Consider the following 21,021-nt stretch of genomic DNA (forward strand, 5'->3'; position numbering starts at 1 on the left):
GTAGTGATTGCAGCGGTCAGCGTTGTTTTACCATGGTCAACGTGGCCGATAGTACCGACGTTAACGTGCGGTTTTGTACGTTCAAACTTTTCTTTAGACATCGATTGTCCCTCTAAGACACGGATAAATCGGTGATATCACCACATCAACCAGGCGAAATGCCTGAATTGTTGAATACAGTAAAATTGAAACAGAGAGAAACGGGAAGGAGAAGTGAAGTGGTGCTGATACCCAGAGTCGAACTGGGGACCTCACCCTTACCAAGGGTGCGCTCTACCAACTGAGCCATATCAGCACGTATTGGAGCGGGCAGCGGGAATCGAACCCGCATCATCAGCTTGGAAGGCTGAGGTAATAGCCATTATACGATGCCCGCATCCTGAAACTCGGCTACCCAGTTCTTTCTGTAACAAAAAAAGAGATTTCTCTCTTTTTCAGTTTGAGCTGGCTAATTTTTCCAACCAGCTCCGGCGGCATTTACGCTGCCAGAAAGTGGTGGTGGGGGAAGGATTCGAACCTTCGAAGTCGATGACGGCAGATTTACAGTCTGCTCCCTTTGGCCGCTCGGGAACCCCACCGGACTTGATGGTGCCGACTACCGGAATCGAACTGGTGACCTACTGATTACAAGTCAGTTGCTCTACCTACTGAGCTAAGTCGGCATCAAGTAGCGCGCATTCTATGGATACCTGCGCGGTCATGCAACTAAAAATTTGCATAAAACGTTCTTTCGCTCACATTTTATGCGAACGCAGCGCTAAGCGATGTAAAAGTAGTCATTCCGGGTCAAATAATCAACATACAGGCATGATTTACATCGCATACACCGTAGCGTGACGGCTTCCGCGTAACGCAGCGCTTTCCATCTTTTTTCTTATTATTCCCGCCATCTGGTGTTAACCTCCTGCCCATTGTCCAAAATTAACTGTGTGATGAGCCACGTCCCGGCAGCATAGCGCTGGCTCACTGAAGCATGCTTATGAGCAAAAAAGAGCAAACGTTAATGACGCCTTATCTTCACTTTAACCGCAGCCAGTGGGCTGCCCTGCGTGATTCCGTCCCTATGACGCTGACGGAAGGTGAAATCGCACGGTTAAAAGGGATAAACGAAGATCTGTCCCTTGAAGAGGTGGCAGAAATTTATCTCCCCCTCTCTCGCTTGCTTAACTTCTATATCAGCTCCAACCTGCGCCGTCAGGCGGTGCTGGAGCAGTTCCTCGGAACCAATGGTCAGCGCATTCCTTATATCATTAGTATTGCGGGCAGCGTGGCCGTGGGTAAAAGCACTACCGCACGCGTGCTGCAGGCGCTGCTGAGCCGCTGGCCGGAACACCGCAGCGTTGAGTTGATCACCACCGACGGCTTCCTGCACCCGAACGAGGTCTTAAAAGAACGCGGGCTGATGAAGAAGAAGGGCTTCCCGCTCTCTTATGATATGCACCGTCTGGTAAAATTTGTCTCTGACCTGAAATCTGGCGTGCCGCACGTCACGGCGCCGGTCTATTCACACCTGATTTACGACCGCATCCCGGATGGGGATAAAACGGTAGTCCAGCCGGATATCCTGATCCTTGAAGGTTTGAACGTGCTGCAAAGCGGCATGGACTATCCTCATGACCCGCATCATGTATTCGTTTCGGATTTCGTCGATTTCTCTATCTATGTTGATGCGCCGGAAGATCTGCTGCAGAACTGGTATATCAACCGCTTCCTGAAGTTCCGCGAAGGGGCATTCACCGACCCGGACTCCTATTTCCACCACTACGCCCAGCTTTCTGAAGAAGAGGCGATTAATGTGGCCAGGGGGCTGTGGAATGAGATCAACTACGTGAACCTCAAAGAGAACATCCTCCCGACGCGCGAGCGTGCGAGCCTGATCCTCACCAAGAGCGAGAAGCACGCCGTCGACCAGATTCGCCTGCGAAAATAGTCAGGCAGACATAAAAAAACCGGCTTAGCGCCGGTTTTTTTTCGTTATGCGTGCGGCTTCTCGCCATTTTCATCCTGATCGACCGCAAAGCAGGCGACCAGCTGACCGCCATAATCCTTCAGTTGCGGCTGAAGCTGGGTGCACGGGCCAAAGCGGCGGCTGCAGCGCGCGTTGAAGGCACACCCCGGCGGCGGATTCAGCGGACTTGGCAGTTCACCCGTCAGCTTAATGCGCTCGCGACGATCGTCCGGGTTCAGACGCGGCGTCGCAGACAACAGCGCCTGGGTGTACGGATGACGAGGATTACTAAAGATCTGCTCTTTGGTCCCCTTCTCCACGCAGCGCCCCAGATACATCACCATCACTTCATCGGCAATATGCTCCACCACCGACAGGTCGTGAGAGATGAACACATAAGACAGCCCCAGATCCTGTTGGAGATCCATCATCAGGTTCAGCACCTGCGCGCGCACGGACACGTCGAGCGCCGAAACCGGCTCATCGGCAATCACCACATCCGGATCGAGCATCAGCCCGCGGGCGATAGCGATACGCTGACGCTGGCCGCCGGAGAACATATGCGGGTAGCGGTCGTAATGCTCGGTTTTGAGGCCGACCTTCGCCATCATCGCCAGCGCTTTTTCACGGCGCTGCTCTTTGCTCAGATTGCTGTTAATCAGCAGGGGCTCTTCCAGGATCTGTCCCACTTTTTTACGCGGGTTCAAAGAACCGTACGGGTTCTGGAACACAATCTGGATTTTCTGGCGGCGCAGCTTCTGCGCCTGCGGGTCGTGCTTGAGCAGATCCTGGCCCTGATAATAAAGCTCACCGCCGGTCGGGACTTCAATCATTGTCAGCAGACGGCCCAGCGTCGATTTCCCGCAGCCTGACTCCCCCACCACCGCCAGCGTTTTACCGCGTTCGAGATTAAAGGAGACGCCGTCCAGCGCTTTCACCAGGCGCTCAGGGGCAAAAATCCCCTTTTTCACCGGGTAGTGTTTTTTCAGGTTGATGGCCTGCAACAGCGGTTGTTGCGTGGTGGCCTGTTGCGTACTCATAGTGTTGGCCTCCCGGCATCATCGAGTGGGTAGTGGCATTTTGACTGTCGACCGTCGGCCAGCAGATTCAGCTCTGGCTCCTCAACGCGGCATTTGTCCGTCGCATACGGGCAGCGCGGATTAAGCAGACAGCCCTGCGGACGGTCGTATTTGCCCGGAACCACGCCCGGCAGCGACGCCAGACGCGCTTTGTCCTGAGCAAACTCCGGCAGCGCGCGCAGCAGTGCCTGCGTATACGGATGACGCGGCGCGCGGAAGATATCGTGCGAATTTCCGGTCTCAACCACCTGGCCGGCATACATCACGATGATCTTGTGTGCGGCTTCGGCCACCAGCGCCAGATCGTGCGTAATCAGCACCAGCGCCATGTTCTCTTTCTGCTGCAACTCCAGCAGCAGCTCGATGATTTGCGCCTGGATGGTCACATCCAGCGCCGTTGTCGGTTCATCCGCAATCAGCAGCTTTGGTCGACAGGCAATCGCCATGGCGATCATCACGCGCTGGCTCATCCCACCGGAAAGCTGGTGCGGGTATACGTCCAGCCGCGATGCCGGGTCAGGAATACCCACCTGGTTCAGCAGGTCGATCGCGCGCTGGCGACGGGTTTTCTTGTTACCACCCTGGTGCACCTTAATCGCTTCCATAATCTGGAAGCCGACCGTGTAGCACGGGTTCAGGCTGGTCATCGGGTCCTGGAAGATCATCGCCACTTCGGCGCCCACCAGCTGGCGGCGCTGTTTCTCAGAAATGCGCTTAAGGTCCTGACCGTTGAACTGCAGGTTTTCCGCCATCACGCGGCCCGGGTAATCAATCAGCCCCATGATTGCCAGTGAACTCACCGACTTACCGGAACCGGACTCCCCGACGATACCAACCACTTCGCCCTGATTGACGCTGTAGCTGATGCGGTCCACGGCGCGAAACGGGGTGCCTTCGTCGCCGAAGTGCACCGATAATTTATCTACATTTAATAACGCCATCTCGTGCCTCTTACTGCTTCAGTTTGGGATCAAGCGCATCACGCAGGCCATCACCCATCAGGTTAAATGCCAGCACCGTCAGCAGGATTGCCAGACCCGGGAAGGTGACAACCCACCAGGCGCTTTGTGCGAACTGCAACACGTCGGAGAGCATGGTGCCCCACTCCGGTGTTGGCGGCTGCGCACCCATGCCCAGGAAGCCAAGAGCGGCCATATCAAGAATGGCGTTAGAGAAACCGAGCGACGCCTGAACGATCAGCGGCGCAAGGCAGTTAGGGAAGATATTAACGAACATCTGGCGCATCGCGCCGGCACCCGCCACGCGAGAGGCGGTGACGTAGTCGCGGTTCACTTCCACCAGCACCGCCGCGCGTGTTAATCGCACGTAGTGAGGAAGCGCCACGAAGGTCAGCGCCAAGGCGGCGTTACCGATCGACGGGCCGAAGATCGCCACCAGCACCAGAGCCAGCAGCAGGCTTGGCAGTGCCAGCATGATGTCGACGATACGCATAATGATGTTATCAACGATGCCGCCGAAGTAACCGGCAACCAGGCCGAGGATGATCCCCATAATCAGGGAGAGCACCACCACCAGACAGCCAACCAGCAGCGACAAACGCGCGCCGTACATCAGACGCGACAGCACATCGCGGCCCACATCATCGGTACCCAGCAGGTGCGCCAGGCTACCGCCATCCTGCCATGCAGGAGGTGCCAGCAGCGCATCGCGGAACTGATCCGCCGGGTTATATGGCGCCAGAAAGTTCGCAAACACCGCAATCAGAATCATGATAGCGACATACACCAGCCCGACTACCGCGCCTTTATTGCGCTTGAAGTAGTGCCAGAACTCCTGCAGCGGCGTCATTGGAACCGGTGCAGCAACAGCTTTGTTTTCAGAAACCTGTGACATGATGGCCCCTTACTTCTTATGACGAATACGCGGGTTCACCACGCCGTACAGCAAATCGACCAGCAGGTTGACGAGGATAATCATCGTCGCGACCAGCAGCACCCCACCCTGCACCACCGGATAGTCACGGCGTTGCAGCGCATCAATCAGCCAGCGTCCGAGGCCCGGCCAGGAGAAGATGGTTTCCGTCAGGATCGCCCCCGCCAGCAGCGTACCCACCTGGAGGCCGATAACGGTCACCACCGGCAGCATGGCGTTACGCAGCGCGTGGACGATGATGACGCGCATGCGGGTTAAACCTTTGGCGCGCGCGGTACGGATGTAATCTTCACCCAGCACTTCCAGCATGGAGGAACGGGTCATACGCACGATCACCGCCAGAGGAATGGTGCCCAGTACCATGGCAGGCAGGATCATGTGCGCAACGGCATCAATGAAGTTGCCCTCCTCGCCCCAGATGGCCGTGTCGATCAGCATAAAGCCGGTTAACGGATTGGTATCATCAAGGAAGACCATATCGCTGACGCGTCCGGAGACCGGCGTCAGGTTCAATTGCACCGAGACCAGCATGATCAGCATCATGCCCCACCAGAAGATAGGCATGGAGTAACCGGTCAGCGCCAGACCCACGGCGGTATGGTCGAAAATAGAGCCACGCTTAACGGCAGCCAGTACCCCAACAGGAATACCCACCGCAGTGGCGAAAATCATGGCGCAGATGCCAAGCTCCAGCGTCGCTTTAAAACGCGGCACGAACTCGTCCCACACCGGAAGACGGCTTTTTAACGAAATCCCTAAGTCACCGTGCATCACGCCCCAGATATAGTGGAGGTACTGCTGCCACATCGGCTTATCGAGGCCGAGTTCAGCCAGCAGCTGCGCATGACGTTCAGGGGAGATACCACGCTCACCCGCCATAATCATTACCGGGTCGCCGGGGATCATATGGACGAAGGCAAAAGTGAGAAGGGTGATACCGATAAACGTCGGGATAACAAGTCCCAGACGTCGGAGGATGAACTGCAACATAACCCGGATTCTCTCTGATGACGCACGGCCAGTGGCGTGACGTCTGTATTGCTCACAAATCTTATTCCCTCCCCTTTCAGAGAGGCAATAAAGCACTGCTGCCGGGTGGCGCTACGCTTACCCGGCCTACATACCGTAGGCCAGTGCAAGCGCAGCGCCGCCTGGCGTTGCTTTTAATTATTCAACCGATACGTTTTCGAAGTGGTGTTTGCCCAGTGGATCAACCACGTAGCCCTTCACTTCTTTACGCACTGGCTCATACACGGTGGAGTGAGCAACAATCAGCGCCGGAGCCTGATCGTGCATAACAACCTGAGCCTGCTTGTAGAGTTCAATACGTTTGTTGTGATCGTCGGTCGCACGCGCCGGCTGGATCAGGTCTTCAAACGGCTTGTAGCACCAGCGAGAGTAGTTAGAGCCGTCTTTCGCTGCCGCACAGCTGAACAGGGTGGCGAAGAAGTTGTCCGGATCCCCGTTGTCACCGGTCCAGCCCATCATTACCGCCTGGTGCTCACCCGCTTTGGCGCGCTTCAGATACTCGCCCCACTCGTAGGTCACAATCTTGGCCTGAACGCCAATTTTCGCCCAGTCAGCCTGGACCATTTCCGCCATACGGCGTGCGTTCGGGTTGTACGGACGCTGTACCGGCATCGCCCACAGTTCGACGGTAAAGCCTTTATCCTGGCCCGCTTCTTTCAGCAGCGCTTTCGCTTTCTCAGGATCGTAACTGTAGTCCTTAACGTCGTCGTTATAGCCCCACATGGTTGGTGGGATCAGGTTCTTGGCAGCAACGCCCGCGCCCTGGTAAACGGCCTTGATGATCGCTTCTTTGTTCACCGCGTAGGTCAGCGCCTGACGTACTTTCACGTCATCAAACGGTTTCTTCTCGGTGTTGAAGGAGAGATAGCCTACGTTCAGGCCCGCCTGCTCCATCAGGTTGATGTTCTTGTCCTGCTTCATGCGCGCGATGTCTGCCGGGTTCGGGTACGGCATCACCTGGCATTCGTTTTTCTGCAGTTTAGCGTAACGCACGGATGCGTCAGGCGTGATGGAGAAGACCAGACGGTCGATCTGCGGCTTGGTGCCCCAGTAGCCCGGGAAGGCTTTATACAGAATACGGGAGTCTTTCTGGTACTGCAGCAGCTGGAACGGGCCGGTACCGATTGGGTTCAGGTCCACTTTTTCCGGCGTGCCGGCTTTCAGCATGTTGTCCGCATACTCTTTAGAGAGAATAGAGGCGAAGTCCATGGCCAGGTCAGCCAGGAATGGCGCTTCCGGACGGGTCAGCACGAACTGAACGGTTTTATCGTCTACTTTTTTCACTTCGGCGATCAGGTCCGGCAGACCCATCCCTTCGAAGTATTCGTAGCTGCCGCCAGACACTTTGTGGTACGGGTTCTGGGCGTTTTTCTGACGGTCGAAGGAGAACACAACGTCGTCGGCGTTAAAGTCGCGCGTTGGTTTGAATTCTTTGCTGTCCTGCCACTTCACGCCCTGGCGCAGGTGGAAGGTATAGGTTTTGCCGTCTTCGCTGATGTCCCACTTCTCGGCCAGACCCGGAATCACTTCCGTGGTGCCGGTTTTGAATTCAACCAGACGGTTATAGATCGGTACAGAGCTTGCGTCGTAAGTCGTACCAGAGGTAAAGAGCTGTGGGTTAAAGCCTTCCGGCGAGCCTTCAGAACAGTAAACCAGGGTTTTTGCCTGTACGCTTGCTGCCACGGTCATAGCCACCAGGCTCAGACCAAGCTTCAGCATCCCTGACTTCTTCAAGGAAATACTCATTATTCTGCTCCAATGTGATGTTTTGCTTTGTTGTGTTACGCCGCCAGACCTTTATTTATTTTTTACCCGGTCCGGTCGGAGGTGCCCGAAGGCGTTAAAGGGATGGAGAATCCTTTCAGAAGAGCGTTTGAGTTGCAGCGCAGATCGTCCCTGAAATGCCCCTCATGCCCTACAATCTGTCAACAGAATGTGAAAACGTCAATACAGGTGACGGGGATTTGCGCCGAGTGTGAGAAACCGCAAACAAAGATTAAAAAAACCCTGAACGCCAGTTTTCAGCAGGGAAATTTATGCTACTCGCCAACTTGCAGCACAAATATCTTCATATTTCGCAACAATCAGTGATTAACTTTTATTCAGAATGGGTAAATTTTCTTGCAGAATGGTGATTATCTGAGCACTAAATACCGCGAACGTTAAAACGCACAGCGAAAAATGCTGAGGTTATCCATAAGCAACGCGAAAAAAGATCAATCTATATATAAAAAAATACAATGGATTATGTCACAAAATCGTTAACAGGCAGGAAGAAGCGGGGATAAGGGGCATTTTACTGAATCAGGATGAGTAAGCCGTTAATGCAAAAAGGGCTAACCTTGCGGTTAGCCCTTTTCAGAATGTGGTCGGCGAGAGAGGATTCGAACCTCCGACCCACTGGTCCCAAACCAGTTGCGCTACCAAGCTGCGCTACTCGCCGAATGCGGAGCGCATCTTACTGCTGAGGTGCGCCCCCGTCAATCCCTTATTTTCAAAAAGCCATTCAACTGGCGATATTCTCGCCAGAGCAGCTACTGCGCGGCTTTTGCGGTGTTATCAGGGAGTTTACACCAGTTGTTGTTTTCGTTAATCCCACCGTTCGGTGAGGTATAGCCGAGGCAACCCATAATGGTGTCGTACAGCTCAACGTGACGGCGCGGCACCTTCATTTCCGCCTCTTTCTTAAGCTGAGCAAACATCTTCGCTTTCTCCGGATTTTCAAGATACTTATCCGACATCCACATGATCATCGGCACGCGGAACTGCTCCGGCGGTGCCAGCTTGCGCGGCGTACCGTGCAGGTGCTCTTTCTCATTAATGGACTCACCGTGGTCTGCGGCGTAGATAACAATCGCTTTTTTATCACGCAGTTGGTCAATCACGCGGCTCAGGAAGGTATCCACATACAGAACGGAGTTATCGTAGGCGTTGATCAGCTCCTGCTTGCTGCAGTCTTTATTAATGCCTACGCACTCAGGCTGCCATTTCGCGAAATCGCGCGTGTAACGCTGGTAATAACTGTAATGCGACCCTTTGGTATGCAGAATGACGAGATGTTTGCCCTGCGGGTGATTCTTCAGAGACTGGGACATCTCCTCAAGGAGCAGCATGTCGTCCACGTTTTTCCCGCGGTTGCGAGGCTCGGCACCAATCTGCTCACGATACGCGATGTTATCTGCCAGCGTGTTGGTGTAGAACCACATCTCACTTTGCATGGCGAACAGATCGGAGCTAAATCCAAGCTGCTTCAGCACGGCAAAGACGTTTTGCTCTTTGAGGGTACGCTGCGGGTTATCGCTCGCCCCGCCTTCACGCACAAACATACAGCGCAACGAGAGCTTCGTGGCGGTATCGCAGGAATAGCCGCGGTAAGCCACCAGATTCTTCTCCTGCGCCAGTTTCGGTGTGGTATCGCGGTCATAACCGAGGATACCCATATGATCCCAGCGCGTCGTTTCACCGATGACAAAGACTACGTAAGTATCATCCAGCCCGTCAGCCGGCGCCTGGTAGGTGAACTTTTTGGTCGGGTTAATCAGTGATTTCACATCGCTGGATTCGTCCGCCTGCGCCCAGGCGTAAAGACCTAACGCGGACAGCCAGTTGGACGGCAGATACGAGTTAGCCACCACGCCGCCATAGCTCGGCATATCCACGCCCGTCGCTTTTTCGATCCGTTTTTGCTGTTTTTCCATCAGGCGAATCGGCGCCCACACCAGCAGGCCCGCCAGCAGAACGACGGCGACGTTGCGGATGCGCTGTCCCCGGGTACGCAGCTGGCGTAACAGGGTATAACGGCAGGTATTACTCCAGATAAAGAAGAGCGGGATCAGGCAGGTCAAAATCGTCCATATGATGAACCCTTGACCCACCACCTCTTTCGAGAGGTCGATGTCCGTGGTCATCACCGAGGCGACAATACCGTAGCCAATGACCACGTTCATGAATGTCATGTAATAGCTTGCGGCGGCAGAGATAATCACCACCAGCGAGGCCAGAATTTGCCATGTACGTCGGCCAAAAAGTGAGAGCAGGCGTAACAGGAAGAAGGTTGCCAGGATAGAGCCAAACACTTCAATGACGGCAAAAATTCCATTTCTTACGCTGAGGTGTTCGAAATAACCTTCCACACGTCTGAACAGTACCGCGCCATTCAGAAACAAACCGATATAGACAGCCAGCATCAGACACAATCTTTGCTGGGTAAGAGACCTAATATATTTCATGCAAACAACCCTGGGGGAAGGGGTATAAAGATCCGCCGAATCTCAGTGAGAAAGCTGACAGAGTAAGTAGATGCGAGCGAAACCGTTATCAGAAACGTCTACAAGCGCGATAAGTAGACCACAGCGGGAAAGAAAAGTGGCAGCAGAGAGTGTGATCGAGGAAATTTTTTACAAAATAACAAGTCCGAAAGTGATGTTGAGATAAAAAAAGAGGCCCTGAGGCCCCTTTTCATCGAATCATGCATGCGCTTCTTTATACACCTCGCGCTGCGGCTGACGAATCGTTGTGGACAGCGCCAGCGAGATAATCAGCAAGGCAAATATCACGCAGAAGGTTACGTAGAAGCCACCGAACAGCGAGGCAATCAGCGACCCGCAGATACTGCCGATACCGAAGCCGAGATAAATGACGCCGTAGTTTTTCGCCAGATTGTTGAGGCCAAAGAACTCGCTCACCAGCGACGGGAAAACGGTAATAGTGCCGCCGAAGTTAAAGGCGACGCAGGCAATCGCCGCAAAGAAGGTCGCCTCGTTCAGCGGTGCAAACAGCAGCGCCGCCATGCCTACCAGAGAGATGACCTGCCCCAGCGTAATCACGCGGATGCGGGCGATTTTGTCAGACAGGATACCGAGCACCAGACGACCCGAGAGGTTAGCAATGGAGATGACCGTCACCGCATTCGCCGCCGTCGCGGCATCCAGTTTTACCATCCCCTGCGCGATATCCTTTGCCACACCGATGACATACAGACCGCTCATGCAGGCCGTCAGGAACATCACCGCCAGCATCCAGTACTGCGGTTTACGCATGGACTGCGCGAGGGTGAAATCATTCTCCACCACGCCGTTAACGGTTTTCACTTCCTGCTGCGGGGCATCTTTCATCAGCGTGGCGCCAAACAGAATCATCACCAGGACAATTGCCCCCCAGATCATGAACGTTTTTTCGAGGCCAACGGACGCCAGCAGTTGAGAGTCGATAAATTTAAAGCCAAGGCTGCCCAGGCCATAGGAGCCGATAGCAAACGCGGAGATCAAGCCTTTACGCTCCGGGAACCACTTCACGCAGTTCGACAGCGTCAGCAGGTAACCTGCGCCGTCCGCCAGCCCCACCAGCACGCCGGCGCTCAGCCACAGCATCATCAGGTTGCTGGAATGCGCCGTCAGGAAAAAGCCCAGGCCCAGCAGAATGCCGGAGGCCATGGTCACGCGCTTCACGCCGAAGCGTTCCTGAAGTTTGCCCGCCACGGAAGAGGAAATCGCTAATCCAAGACTCAGCAAGCCGAAAGAGAATGCCACCTGGCTTATCGGCGCGCCGAGCTTATCAGACAAGGCGCTGTTAAACAGACTCCAGGTATAGACCGAACCCAGTGCGAACTGGGTAATGATGGTGCCGAATAGCGTCAGCCAGCGCGTGCGGTTATAGGTTGAGGTGTTCATGGCAGTATCCTGCAAGAGAAATTAAGGAAATTCGCTGAGGACACGATAAACAAAACCCCAAAACGCCAGGGGTAAAACGGCATGAAATGCAGGAGAAACGGAATGAAATGCCTGGAAGCGGGAATGAACGACCTTGCCAGAGAAGAAAACGTTTAAAGGTGAGTGACCACTATCACCACACCCCTCGCCGTTATTGTATTAAATATGTTACCGCAGCGTTTAAAAAAGTAACAACCCTAAAATTTGGCGCTTAAGCCCAGGGTATACAAATATTCTTCTTCCGACTGCTGGTTGTAGCTGATCTTCGCCCAGGGGTGTAAATCGCCGTACTGGGTATCAACACGCCACCCCAGCGAGTTCACGCTGGCATGCCAGAGGGGTTCGGTAAGCGACTGCGCGGTGGTTGTATCACTAAACGTATTTACCGTTGAGGGTGGAGTGCCCTCTGTGCGCCACGCCATGACCGGCCCGGTTGTGATATGCCCCGCCACGGGAAAATTCCAGCCAACGCTCAGAACGGTTTCCGCATCCGAACCGGATGGGTCGTTCAGCGAAAAGCCCGCAGCATTCTGCGAATGGTTAATACGCTCCGCGAGAATATCTTCATAACGAGGTTGGTGATCGGCGTCCCATGTATAGCGTTCTGTCGTATTACTTTGTGCATCTGAAACGATATATTCCTGTTGCCACGCAAAAACGGTGTTACATATAAGCAGGCAGGCTGAAACGCCCACCAGGCCAGAAGCAGCATGGCGACCACTGATTTTTTTTATCATCATCAAAGCGACTCCAGAAAGAGCCGAGTTCGGCGATATATGTCATTGTTCGAAGAGGTATTAGGGCATATAGCCCTGTATTAACTATTGTCTCTTTAGCAGACACGTCAAGCCGGGCAGATTGAAATTTTTGCGTTTATCGTATCAGGAAGGGAGATGACCTATGCAACGTTGCGGTTGGGTAAGCCAGGATCAGCTTTATATCGATTATCACGACAAGGAATGGGGCGTACCGGAGACCGACGGTGAAAAACTGTTTGAAATGATTTGCCTTGAAGGCCAGCAGGCCGGTCTGTCGTGGATCACCGTTCTGAAAAAGCGTGAGAACTACCGCAATGCCTTCCACCGGTTCAATCCGGCTGCGGTGGCCGCCATGACCGACGACGACGTGGAAAGACTGGTTCTGAATCCCGGTATCATCCGCCATCGCGGTAAAATTCAGGCCATTATCGGTAACGCGAGGGCTTATCTGGCGATGGAGCAAAACGGCGAACCCTTCTCAGCATTTGTCTGGTCGTTTGTGGATAACGAGCCGAAGGTGACGCGGGCCGCCACGCTTGCAGAGATCCCAACCTCGACCCCTGCCTCGGATGCCCTGTCGAAAGCGCTGAAAAAACGCGGCTTCAAGTTTGTGGGCACCACCATCTGTTACTCCTTTATGCAAGCCTGCGGGCTGGTCAATGACCATATTACGGGCTGCATCTGCCACCCGGAGGGCAACCATGATCCGCAAATGGCACAGTGAGAATACCGCTCAGCTCCTGAGACTGTGGCTTGAGAGCACCACCGAGGCGCATCCGTTTATCGACGCCGACTACTGGAAAGCGAACGAAGCGCTGGTGCGGGATGAATACCTTCCCGCCGCCGAAACCTGGGTCTGGGAGGAGAACGGTACGCCGCGCGGTTTTATCAGCGTCATACAGTCGCAGTTTGTGGGGGCGCTGTTCGTTACGCCAGCGTATATCGGAAAAGGCATCGGGCGCGCGCTGCTGAACCATGTTCAACAGCGCTTCCCGCACTTAACCCTGGAGGTGTATCAGAAAAACGTCCGGGCGGTGAATTTCTATCATGCTCAGGGCTTTCGCATTGAAGACAGCGCCTGGCAGGATGATACCCAGCACCCGACGTGGATCATGAGCTGGCAGGCGGATCAAACGCCGTTAAGGTAAGCTCGGGCCCCTCATATTTCTCGACCCAGGCCAGCGCCGTGTTCCCTGCGCAACCATTCCCCAGCTTCGAGCTGGGGAGATCTTTGGTCAGCACGTTAACCGCCCCGTTTTTACAGATCCCACCTTCGGTGGGCTCAAGGTCGGGCCAGGCTCCCTGATGAATACAGATCACGCCTGGCTTAATCCCGTCGCTGACCACCGCCCCTGCCAGCACCTGTCCACGCTGGTTCCAGACGCGCACCACGTCACCGTCCGCAATCCCACGCGCTTTGGCGTCTAAAGTATTGAGCGTAATTGGCTCCCGCCCGGCGACCGCATACTGCTCGCGCAGAGAGGTGTAATTAAGCTGACTGTGCAGACGATGCGCCGGATGGGCAGACAGCACCTGCAGCTGCTCCGGCTGAGCGTTGCCGTGCCACTCGTCCGGCTCCAGCCACGAAGGGTGTGGCGGACAATCGGCATATCCAAAGCTGGCGATGCGCTCGCTGTAGATCACAATCTTGCCGCTCTCGGTTTTCAGCGGATGGTTTTCCGGGTCGCGACGGAAATCGGCGAAACGGACAAATCGGGCGTTCTGTTCGCTTTCCGGCATTTCGAGAATCTGGTTCGCCTCCCAGAATTCAGCAAATGGCGGAAGCGTCACGCCCTGCGCCGCACCACGCTGTCCGGCGATCTGGTAGAAACTCTCCAGCCACTGCAGGTCATTTTTCCCTTCGGTAAAGCGTTCGCGACCACCCGCTTCCCAGAGCTCGCTCAGTTCAGCAAACACGTCAAAATCATCACGCGCTTCATCACGCGGGGCCACCACGCGCTTCATCGGCACCATATGCTGGTTGCTGTAATCGCCGGTCATGGTGAGATCGTTACGCTCAAACGACGTGGTCGCCGGCAGCACGATATCGGCATGTTTGGCCGAGGCGGTCCAGAAGCACTCGGAAATCACCACCAGCTCCGGCTTTTGCCAGGCGCGGATCAGGCGATTGGTATCCTGATGGTGCGTGAAGTTTGCCCCGCCCGCCCACCAGACAAACTTAATGTCCGGGAAGTGGCGGTCCAGACCATTATGCTGATAAAAACCGCCCGGGTTTTCCAGGGCTTCAACGATTCGCGCCACCGGGATTTTATCCACGGCATCCACGCCGCCCTGCACCGAGCCTTGCAGGGACGCCAGCACCGCCGCTTTACGCGTTGGGTTACCGCCATTCGCAAAGTGATAGGAAAGACCAAAACCGCCGCCCGGCGTACCAATCTGTCCTAGCATCGCGGCAAGCGTCACCAGCATCCAGTGTTTCTGCTCGCCAAACTGCTGGCGCTGCATCCCCCAGCCGGACATTAACATCGTGGTATTTTTATGGAACAGTGCCGCCAGTTCGCGGATTTTAGCGGCTGGAACGCCACAAATTTTCGCGGCCCACTCTGCCGTTTTCACTACCCCATCAGATTGGCCCGTCAGGTAGTCGGCGAATTTGTCGAAGCCGGAGGTGCACCGGGCGAGGAAATCGCGGTCGTGCCAGCCGTTCTCCACCAGCGTATGGGCGATACCCAGCATCATCGCCACGTCGGTGCCCATATGAGGAGCAATCCACTCGGCGCTGTCGCCGAAGAAATCCATGGTTTCAGAACGCATCGGATCAATGCAGATCACGCGCTTGCCGCTTTTGCGCAGCGCGTCGAAATACCCAATCCCCTGCTCGTCGCTGGCATTCCAGGCAATTTTCAGCGTGTTCAGCGGGTTGGCGCTCCACAGCACCACCACGTCGGTGTGCTGCAGCACCAGCGGCCAGCTGGTCTGCTGCTGGTACACTTCGTTCCCGCCCACGACGTACGGCATGATCGCCTGCGCCGCGCCGGTCGAATAGTCTCCCAGATGACCGGTATAGCCCCCGGCCAGGCTCATGTAGCGCTGCAGCAGGGTCGAGGCCTTATGCAGCACGCCGTTCGAGCGCCAGCCATAGGAGCCGGCAAAAATGGACGACGGGCCATAGCTTTCGCGAATGCGCTTATGCTGCGTATGGATCAGCGCCAGCGCATCGTCCCAGCTCACGCGAACAAACTCATCCTGACCACGGATCCCCTGCGGCTTATCCGGCGAGGCCAGAAAACCTTTGCGCACCATCGGCCAGCGCACGCGCGTTTTGCTGTGCACCTGATCGCGTACGACGGTCTGTAACGAATTGGGATGTTGTGTTGGCAGTGCCCCACGGGACGACAGAACATTTTCGCCATCGGTTTCGACCAGCATCGGCCCCCAGTGGGCGGCGGTCAGAATGGTTTTTGTTGAGGTGCTCAAGCGTGCGCTCCTGGTTGCGTGCAGGTTTACGGCCTTCTCGTTGAGGCCGTTTATGGTTTGTCACAAATTTCAGAGTTATACCCGGAATTTTCTCCGTATCTGGACGTCATAATCAACTGCCACGCTCGCCGTGGCAAAGAATAAAAAGGATTAAGGAAAGAAGATGAAAAAACGCGTACTCGTTATTGCCGCTCTGGTGAGCGGTGCACTGGCTGTTTCTGGCTGCACAACCAACCCTTACACCGGTGAGCGCGAAGCGGGTAAATCCGGCATCGGCGCAGGTATCGGCTCGCTGGTCGGCGCAGGCGTTGGGGCGCTCTCCTCCTCCAAGAAAGACCGCGGCAAAGGTGCGCTGATTGGCGCAGCGGCAGGTGCGGCGCTGGGCGGCGGCGTCGGTTATTACATGGACGTGCAGGAAGCGAAACTGCGCGACAAAATGAAGGGAACCGGCGTGAGCGTCACCCGCAGCGGCGATAACATCATCCTGAACATGCCGAACAACGTGACCTTTGACAGCAGCAGCGCCACGCTGAAACCTGCGGGCGCGAACACCCTGACCGGCGTGGCGATGGTGCTGAAAGAGTACAACAAGACCGCCGTGAACGTGATTGGCTACACCGACAGCACCGGCAGCCAGGATCTGAACATGCGTCTGTCTCAGCAGCGTGCCGATTCCGTGGCCAGCTCCCTGATAACCCAGGGCGTTGAAGCAAACCGCATCCGCACCAGCGGCATGGGCCCTGCCAACCCTATCGCCAGCAACAGCACGGCGGAAGGTAAAGCGCAAAACCGTCGCGTAGAGATTACGTTGAGTCCGATTCAGTAATCCCCGAGGGAGAGGGCCGGGGTGAGGGCAACAGACCGCACACCCCGGCATGAACCACTTGCCATCGTTGATTTTCCCGCTAAGGTATTCTCACTAAATTCAGGGAAATCAGCGATGAGCAAACCAGCCCGGGCCACCATCAGCGACGTGGCGAAAGCCGCCAAAACCGGTAAAACCAGCATTTCGCGCTACCTTAACGGCGAGAAACATCTGCTGTCCGACGCATTGCTGGCGCGTATTGAACAGGCCATTGCCGATCTCGACTATCGTCCCAGCCTGATGGCGCGCGGGCTCAAACGCGGTCGCACCCGTTTGATCGGCCTTATTATCGCCGATATCACCAACCCCTACTCCGTCAACGTCCTCAGCGGTATCGAGGCCGCCTGCCGCGAGAAGGGCTTCACGCCGCTGGTCTGTAATACCAACAACGAAGTCGACCAGGAGCTGCACTACCTCGATCTGCTGCGCAGCTACCAGGTGGAAGGGATTGTGGTTAACGCAGTAGGCATGCGTGAAGAGGGCCTGAACCGCCTGCAGCAATCCTCCCTGCCCATGGTCCTCATCGACCGCAAAATCCCGGAATTCGCCTGCGATGTCGTCGGGCTGGATAACACCCAGGCAGCCACAACCGCGACCGAGCACCTGATCGAACAGGGCTTCGAAGCGATTCTTTTCCTGAGCGAACCGCTGGGCATGGTAAATACCCGACGCGACCGCCTGGCGGCATTTCGCGCCACGCTTGCGCGTTATCCCGGTGCGATCGCCGAAAATGCCGAAACGCCGCTTCACGAAGCCGACCAGATCGACAACACCCTGCGCCAGTTCCATACCCGCCATCGCGGGATGCGCAAAGCCGTTATCTCCGCCAACGGGGCGCTGACGCTTCAGGTCGCCCGCTCGCTCAAGCGCATTGGCCTGCACTGGGGCAGCGATATCGGTCTGCTGGGCTTTGATGAGCTGGAGTGGGCGGAGCTCGCTGGCGTAGGTATTACGACCCTTAAACAACCCACCTGGCAGATTGGCTATGCCGCTGTAGAACAGGTGATTCGTCGTATTGAAGGCACCCGCGATGCCGTACGCGAGCAGGTCTTCTCCGGCGAGCTGATCGTTCGCGGCTCCACCGCCCGTTAATTCCCCCTTGTGATAGCGATCATAAATTCGACATCCTGATCTTTTCTTTGGAACCGGTTCCATCTAGCGTAATAGTATTGATATGTTGCGATGGAGTCCGAAGATGGGCAGGAAAATCATGGTGGTCACCGCCGCGTATGGCACGGAACAGGTGCGACAGGCAGGCGGTCAGCGGGCGATGCTCCCCGTTATTGCAGGCGCAGGGGCAGACGGCGTGGAGATCCGCCGCGAACTGTTTAACAGCGAAGAGCTGCTGGCGCTGCCTGCACTGAGCGAATCCATCGAGCTAATGGGTCTGCTGGCGTGCTACTCCGCGCCCGCCGCCCTGTTTATGGCCGACGGCACCCTTAACCCGGACCTGCCCCGCTATCTCTCTGAGGCCAACACCCTTAACGCCCTGTGGCTGAAGGTTTCCCTGGGCCATTTCAGCGACACACAGCCTCTCGACGCCCTGCGCGCCCTGCTGAATGCCAGCGGTATGGCGCTTGTTGTGGAGAACGATCAGACCGACTGCGGGCAGCTCGTGCCCATGCGGCGCTTCCAGGCCGCCTGTCGGGAAATGGCGTTGCCCGTCACGCTGACCTTCGACATGGGCAACTGGCTGTGGGTCGGCGACTCCCCCGAAGAGGCCGCACGTCACCTGGCCCCTGCGGTGAGCTATATCCACGTTAAAGCCGCCGTGCCGCATAAAGATAACTTCCGCGCCGTGGCGCCGGACCGCGCAGACGCGCGCTGGCTGGATCTGCTCGGCCAGCTGCCTGCAGATGCTCCGCGCGGTATTGAGTTCCCGCTGGAAGGGGCGGATTTAACCGCCGTTACCCGTCATTACGTCAACCTGCTGCGCGAGGAGTAAATCATGCACAAAACGCTGGATGCCATCACGATCGGCGAGGCTATGGCGATGTTTGTCGCGACCGAAACGGGCGAACTGAGCGCGGTAGAGCACTTTATCAAACGCGTAGCGGGCGCAGAGCTGAACGTCGCGACCGGCCTGGCGCGTCTCGGTCTGAACGTCGGCTGGGTCAGCCGCGTGGGGGATGACAGCTTTGGCCATTTCGTTCTCGACTCGCTGAAAAAAGAGAATATTGATGCCGCAGGCGTCACCCTGGACGGACGCTTTCCTACCGGCTTTCAGCTTAAATCTAAAGTCGAAAATGGAACCGATCCCATCGTGGAGTATTTCCGCAAAGGTTCGGCGGCAAGCCATCTCTCAACGGAAGATTACCACGCCGGCTATTTTGCCTCCGCCCGCCATCTGCACCTGAGCGGCGTGGCGGCGGCGCTCTCTGACAGTTCCTATGAACTGCTGGACCATGCGGCAACGACCATGAAGTCGCTGGGCAAAACGATCTCTTTCGATCCGAATTTGCGCCCGGTGCTGTGGAAAAGTGAAGCGGAAATGGTCGAGAAGCTGAACCGCCTGGCGTTCCAGGCTGACTGGGTTCTGCCGGGCCTGAAAGAGGGGATGATTCTGACGGGTGAAAATACGCCGGAAGGCATTGCTGATTTCTATCTGAATCAAGGGGTAAAAGCGGTGGTGCTGAAGACCGGTGCCGATGGTGCATGGTTCAAAACGGCCGACGGCGAACAGGGCGCGGTCGCGGCGGTGAAGGTTGAGAACGTTGTCGACACCGTCGGCGCGGGCGATGGCTTTGCCGTAGGCGTCATTAGCGCCCTGCTGGAAGGCAAACCGCTGCAGCAGGCCGTCGCGCGGGGCAATAAGATTGGCTCGCTGGCGATTCAGGTGCAGGGCGACAGCGAAGGATTGCCAACGCGAGCAGAGCTCGGCGTTTAAATTCCCTCTCCCTGTGGGAGAGGGCCAGGGTGAGGGCAGCATGCCACACCAAATAATTAAGCCACCGTGTACCCTACAGACAACGGCGGTAACAACCTCAACAACAGAGGCAAGCCTATGAACAGTTCGACCAATGCAGTAAAACGCTGGTGGTACATCATGCCAATCGTGTTTATCACGTACAGCCTGGCGTACCTCGATCGTGCCAACTTCAGCTTCGCGTCCGCGGCGGGGATCACCGAAGACCTCGGCATCACCAAAGGTATTTCATCCCTGCTGGGTGCCCTTTTCTTCCTGGGCTACTTCTTCTTCCAGATCCCCGGCGCGATTTACGCGGAACGCCGCAGCGTGCGTAAGCTGATCTTCATCTGTCTGATCCTGTGGGGCGCCTGCGCGTCACTGACCGGCGTGGTGAACAATATTCCTGCCCTGGCGGCCATTCGCTTTATCCTCGGCGTCGTTGAGGCAGCGGTCATGCCGGCGATGCTGATTTACATCAGCAACTGGTTTACCAAATCTGAACGTTCACGCGCGAATACCTTCCTGATCCTCGGTAACCCGGTCACCGTACTGTGGATGTCGGTAGTCTCCGGCTACCTGATCCAGTCCTTCGGCTGGCGCGAGATGTTTATCATCGAAGGGGTACCCGCAATTATCTGGGCATTCTGCTGGTGGGTGCTGGTAAAAGATAAGCCTGCCCAAGCGAAGTGGCTTTCCGAAGATGAAAAAGCCGCGCTGCAGGCGCAACTGGATAAAGAGCAGCAGGGGCTGAAGGCGGTACGCAACTACGGCGAAGCGTTCCGCTCCCGCAACGTTATCCTGCTCTGCGCGCAGTACTTTACCTGGAGTATCGGCGTGTACGGGTTTGTGCTGTGGCTGCCGTCGATTATCCGCAGCGGCGGCGAGAACCTCGGCATGGTGGAAGTGGGCTGGCTCTCTTCCGTACCGTATCTCGCAGCGACCATCGCGATGATCGTTGTCTCCTGGGCGTCGGACAAGCTGCAAAACCGCAAGCTGTTTGTCTGGCCGCTGCTGCTGATTGCCGCTTTCGCCTTCATCGGCTCGTGGGCGGTGGGCGCGAATCACTTCTGGGCCTCTTATACCCTGCTGGTGATTGCCGGTGCCGCCATGTACGCCCCGTACGGTCCGTTTTTTGCCATCATCCCGGAAATGCTGCCGCGTAACGTCGCGGGCGGTGCAATGGCATTGATTAACAGTATGGGCGCGCTGGGGTCGTTCTGCGGATCCTGGTTCGTCGGCTACCTGAACGGTGTGACCGGCAGCCCATCCGCGTCGTACATCTTTATGGGGGTAGCGCTTTTCGCCTCCGTGTGGCTTACTTTGATTGTTAAGCCTGCTAATAATCAACAGCACCTCGTCGGCGCACGCCACGCCTGAATCCTTAAAAATCAACGG

Annotated in this window: 18 protein-coding genes and 5 tRNA genes; 8 read left to right on the forward strand and 15 right to left on the reverse strand. The window is 56.1% G+C overall.

Annotation, left to right across the window (positions count from 1 at the left end; all coding sequences use genetic code 11):
* From IM295_RS13635 to IM295_RS13655, 5 genes are all read right to left on the reverse strand, one after another.
* The coding region (locus IM295_RS13635; protein WP_029364778.1) for a GTP-binding protein at window positions 1-101 on the reverse strand (101 nt) is incomplete at its 3' end.
* A 118-nt stretch (window positions 102-219) separates the two neighbouring features.
* Window positions 220-295 (reverse strand) — tRNA-Thr (locus IM295_RS13640).
* 6 nt (window positions 296-301) lie between these two features.
* A tRNA-Gly gene (locus IM295_RS13645) sits at window positions 302-376 on the reverse strand.
* 117 nt (window positions 377-493) lie between these two features.
* A tRNA-Tyr gene (locus tag IM295_RS13650) sits at window positions 494-578 on the reverse strand.
* Window positions 579-586: 8 nt separating this feature from the next.
* Window positions 587-662 (reverse strand) — tRNA-Thr (locus IM295_RS13655).
* Window positions 663-979: 317 nt separating this feature from the next.
* Here IM295_RS13655 and coaA point away from each other — a divergent pair.
* Entirely contained in the window at window positions 980-1,930 is a 951-nt protein-coding gene (gene coaA / locus IM295_RS13660; RefSeq protein ID WP_032644951.1) for a type I pantothenate kinase, read from the forward strand.
* A gap of 44 nt (window positions 1,931-1,974) precedes the next feature.
* Here the strand turns inward: coaA and dppF are convergent, their stop codons facing one another.
* The 9 genes from dppF to IM295_RS13705 form a co-directional block, all read right to left on the reverse strand.
* Window positions 1,975-2,988: a dipeptide ABC transporter ATP-binding subunit DppF gene (gene dppF / locus IM295_RS13665; protein WP_193066822.1), complete on the reverse strand. Its 1,014-nt coding sequence runs from the start codon at window positions 2,986-2,988 to the stop codon at window positions 1,975-1,977.
* Complete coding sequence (gene dppD, locus IM295_RS13670; RefSeq protein ID WP_041911597.1) at window positions 2,985-3,968, reverse strand: dipeptide ABC transporter ATP-binding protein; 984 nt, start codon at window positions 3,966-3,968, stop codon at window positions 2,985-2,987. Before dppD ends, dppF begins: the two co-directional genes overlap by 4 nt.
* 10 nt (window positions 3,969-3,978) lie before the next feature.
* Window positions 3,979-4,881 (reverse strand): dipeptide ABC transporter permease DppC, encoded by a 903-nt coding sequence (gene dppC, locus IM295_RS13675; RefSeq protein ID WP_028015093.1) that lies wholly within the window; start codon window positions 4,879-4,881, stop codon window positions 3,979-3,981.
* A gap of 9 nt (window positions 4,882-4,890) precedes the next feature.
* A complete protein-coding gene (dppB, locus tag IM295_RS13680; protein WP_028015092.1) occupies window positions 4,891-5,910 on the reverse strand; it encodes a dipeptide ABC transporter permease DppB in 1,020 nt (339 codons plus the stop codon).
* Between the two features lie 177 nt (window positions 5,911-6,087).
* Window positions 6,088-7,695, reverse strand: coding sequence for a dipeptide ABC transporter periplasmic-binding protein DppA (dppA, locus tag IM295_RS13685; protein ID WP_028015091.1), 1,608 nt, complete (start codon window positions 7,693-7,695; stop codon window positions 6,088-6,090).
* Window positions 7,696-8,315: 620 nt separating this feature from the next.
* Window positions 8,316-8,392, reverse strand: a tRNA-Pro gene (locus IM295_RS13690).
* A gap of 91 nt (window positions 8,393-8,483) precedes the next feature.
* Complete coding sequence (gene eptB, locus IM295_RS13695) at window positions 8,484-10,178, reverse strand: kdo(2)-lipid A phosphoethanolamine 7''-transferase (RefSeq protein ID WP_028015090.1); 1,695 nt, start codon at window positions 10,176-10,178, stop codon at window positions 8,484-8,486.
* A gap of 237 nt (window positions 10,179-10,415) precedes the next feature.
* Window positions 10,416-11,618 (reverse strand): MFS transporter, encoded by a 1,203-nt coding sequence (locus tag IM295_RS13700; protein WP_041911599.1) that lies wholly within the window; start codon window positions 11,616-11,618, stop codon window positions 10,416-10,418.
* Between the two features lie 236 nt (window positions 11,619-11,854).
* Window positions 11,855-12,397 (reverse strand): lipase, encoded by a 543-nt coding sequence (locus tag IM295_RS13705; RefSeq protein WP_192971796.1) that lies wholly within the window; start codon window positions 12,395-12,397, stop codon window positions 11,855-11,857.
* Window positions 12,398-12,557: 160 nt separating this feature from the next.
* Between IM295_RS13705 and tag the strand changes: the two genes are divergently transcribed.
* Both tag and IM295_RS13715 read left to right on the forward strand, forming a co-directional pair.
* A complete protein-coding gene (gene tag, locus IM295_RS13710) occupies window positions 12,558-13,139 on the forward strand; it encodes a DNA-3-methyladenine glycosylase I (protein WP_028015087.1) in 582 nt (193 codons plus the stop codon).
* The gene (locus tag IM295_RS13715; protein WP_028015086.1) at window positions 13,117-13,563 is read left to right on the forward strand and encodes an N-acetyltransferase; all 447 of its coding nucleotides are present in this window, start codon (window positions 13,117-13,119) and stop codon (window positions 13,561-13,563) included. Before tag ends, IM295_RS13715 begins: the two co-directional genes overlap by 23 nt.
* Here IM295_RS13715 and IM295_RS13720 read toward each other — a convergent pair.
* The gene (locus tag IM295_RS13720; protein WP_253956796.1) at window positions 13,526-15,805 is read right to left on the reverse strand and encodes a molybdopterin guanine dinucleotide-containing S/N-oxide reductase; all 2,280 of its coding nucleotides are present in this window, start codon (window positions 15,803-15,805) and stop codon (window positions 13,526-13,528) included. The genes IM295_RS13715 and IM295_RS13720 overlap by 38 nt on opposite strands.
* A gap of 211 nt (window positions 15,806-16,016) precedes the next feature.
* Between IM295_RS13720 and IM295_RS13725 the strand changes: the two genes are divergently transcribed.
* The 5 genes from IM295_RS13725 (at window position 16,017) to IM295_RS13745 (ending at window position 21,003) form a co-directional block, all read left to right on the forward strand.
* Window positions 16,017-16,679 carry an OmpA family lipoprotein gene (locus tag IM295_RS13725; RefSeq protein WP_008502762.1) on the forward strand — a complete coding sequence of 221 codons (663 nt, stop codon included), beginning with the start codon at window positions 16,017-16,019 and terminating at the stop codon, window positions 16,677-16,679.
* A gap of 114 nt (window positions 16,680-16,793) precedes the next feature.
* Complete coding sequence (locus IM295_RS13730; protein WP_028015084.1) at window positions 16,794-17,810, forward strand: LacI family DNA-binding transcriptional regulator; 1,017 nt, start codon at window positions 16,794-16,796, stop codon at window positions 17,808-17,810.
* Window positions 17,811-17,913: 103 nt separating this feature from the next.
* Window positions 17,914-18,663, forward strand: a complete 750-nt coding sequence (locus IM295_RS13735; RefSeq protein WP_193066824.1) for a sugar phosphate isomerase/epimerase — start codon at window positions 17,914-17,916, stop codon at window positions 18,661-18,663.
* Window positions 18,664-18,666: 3 nt separating this feature from the next.
* A complete protein-coding gene (locus IM295_RS13740) occupies window positions 18,667-19,605 on the forward strand; it encodes a sugar kinase (RefSeq protein ID WP_028015082.1) in 939 nt (312 codons plus the stop codon).
* Window positions 19,606-19,722: 117 nt separating this feature from the next.
* Window positions 19,723-21,003: an MFS transporter gene (locus IM295_RS13745; RefSeq protein WP_028015081.1), complete on the forward strand. Its 1,281-nt coding sequence runs from the start codon at window positions 19,723-19,725 to the stop codon at window positions 21,001-21,003.
* Window positions 21,004-21,021 lie beyond the last annotated feature (18 nt).

It is taken from the genome of Enterobacter cloacae complex sp. P14RS (assembly GCF_014895895.1).
Lineage (GTDB): Bacteria > Pseudomonadota > Gammaproteobacteria > Enterobacterales > Enterobacteriaceae > Enterobacter > Enterobacter bugandensis.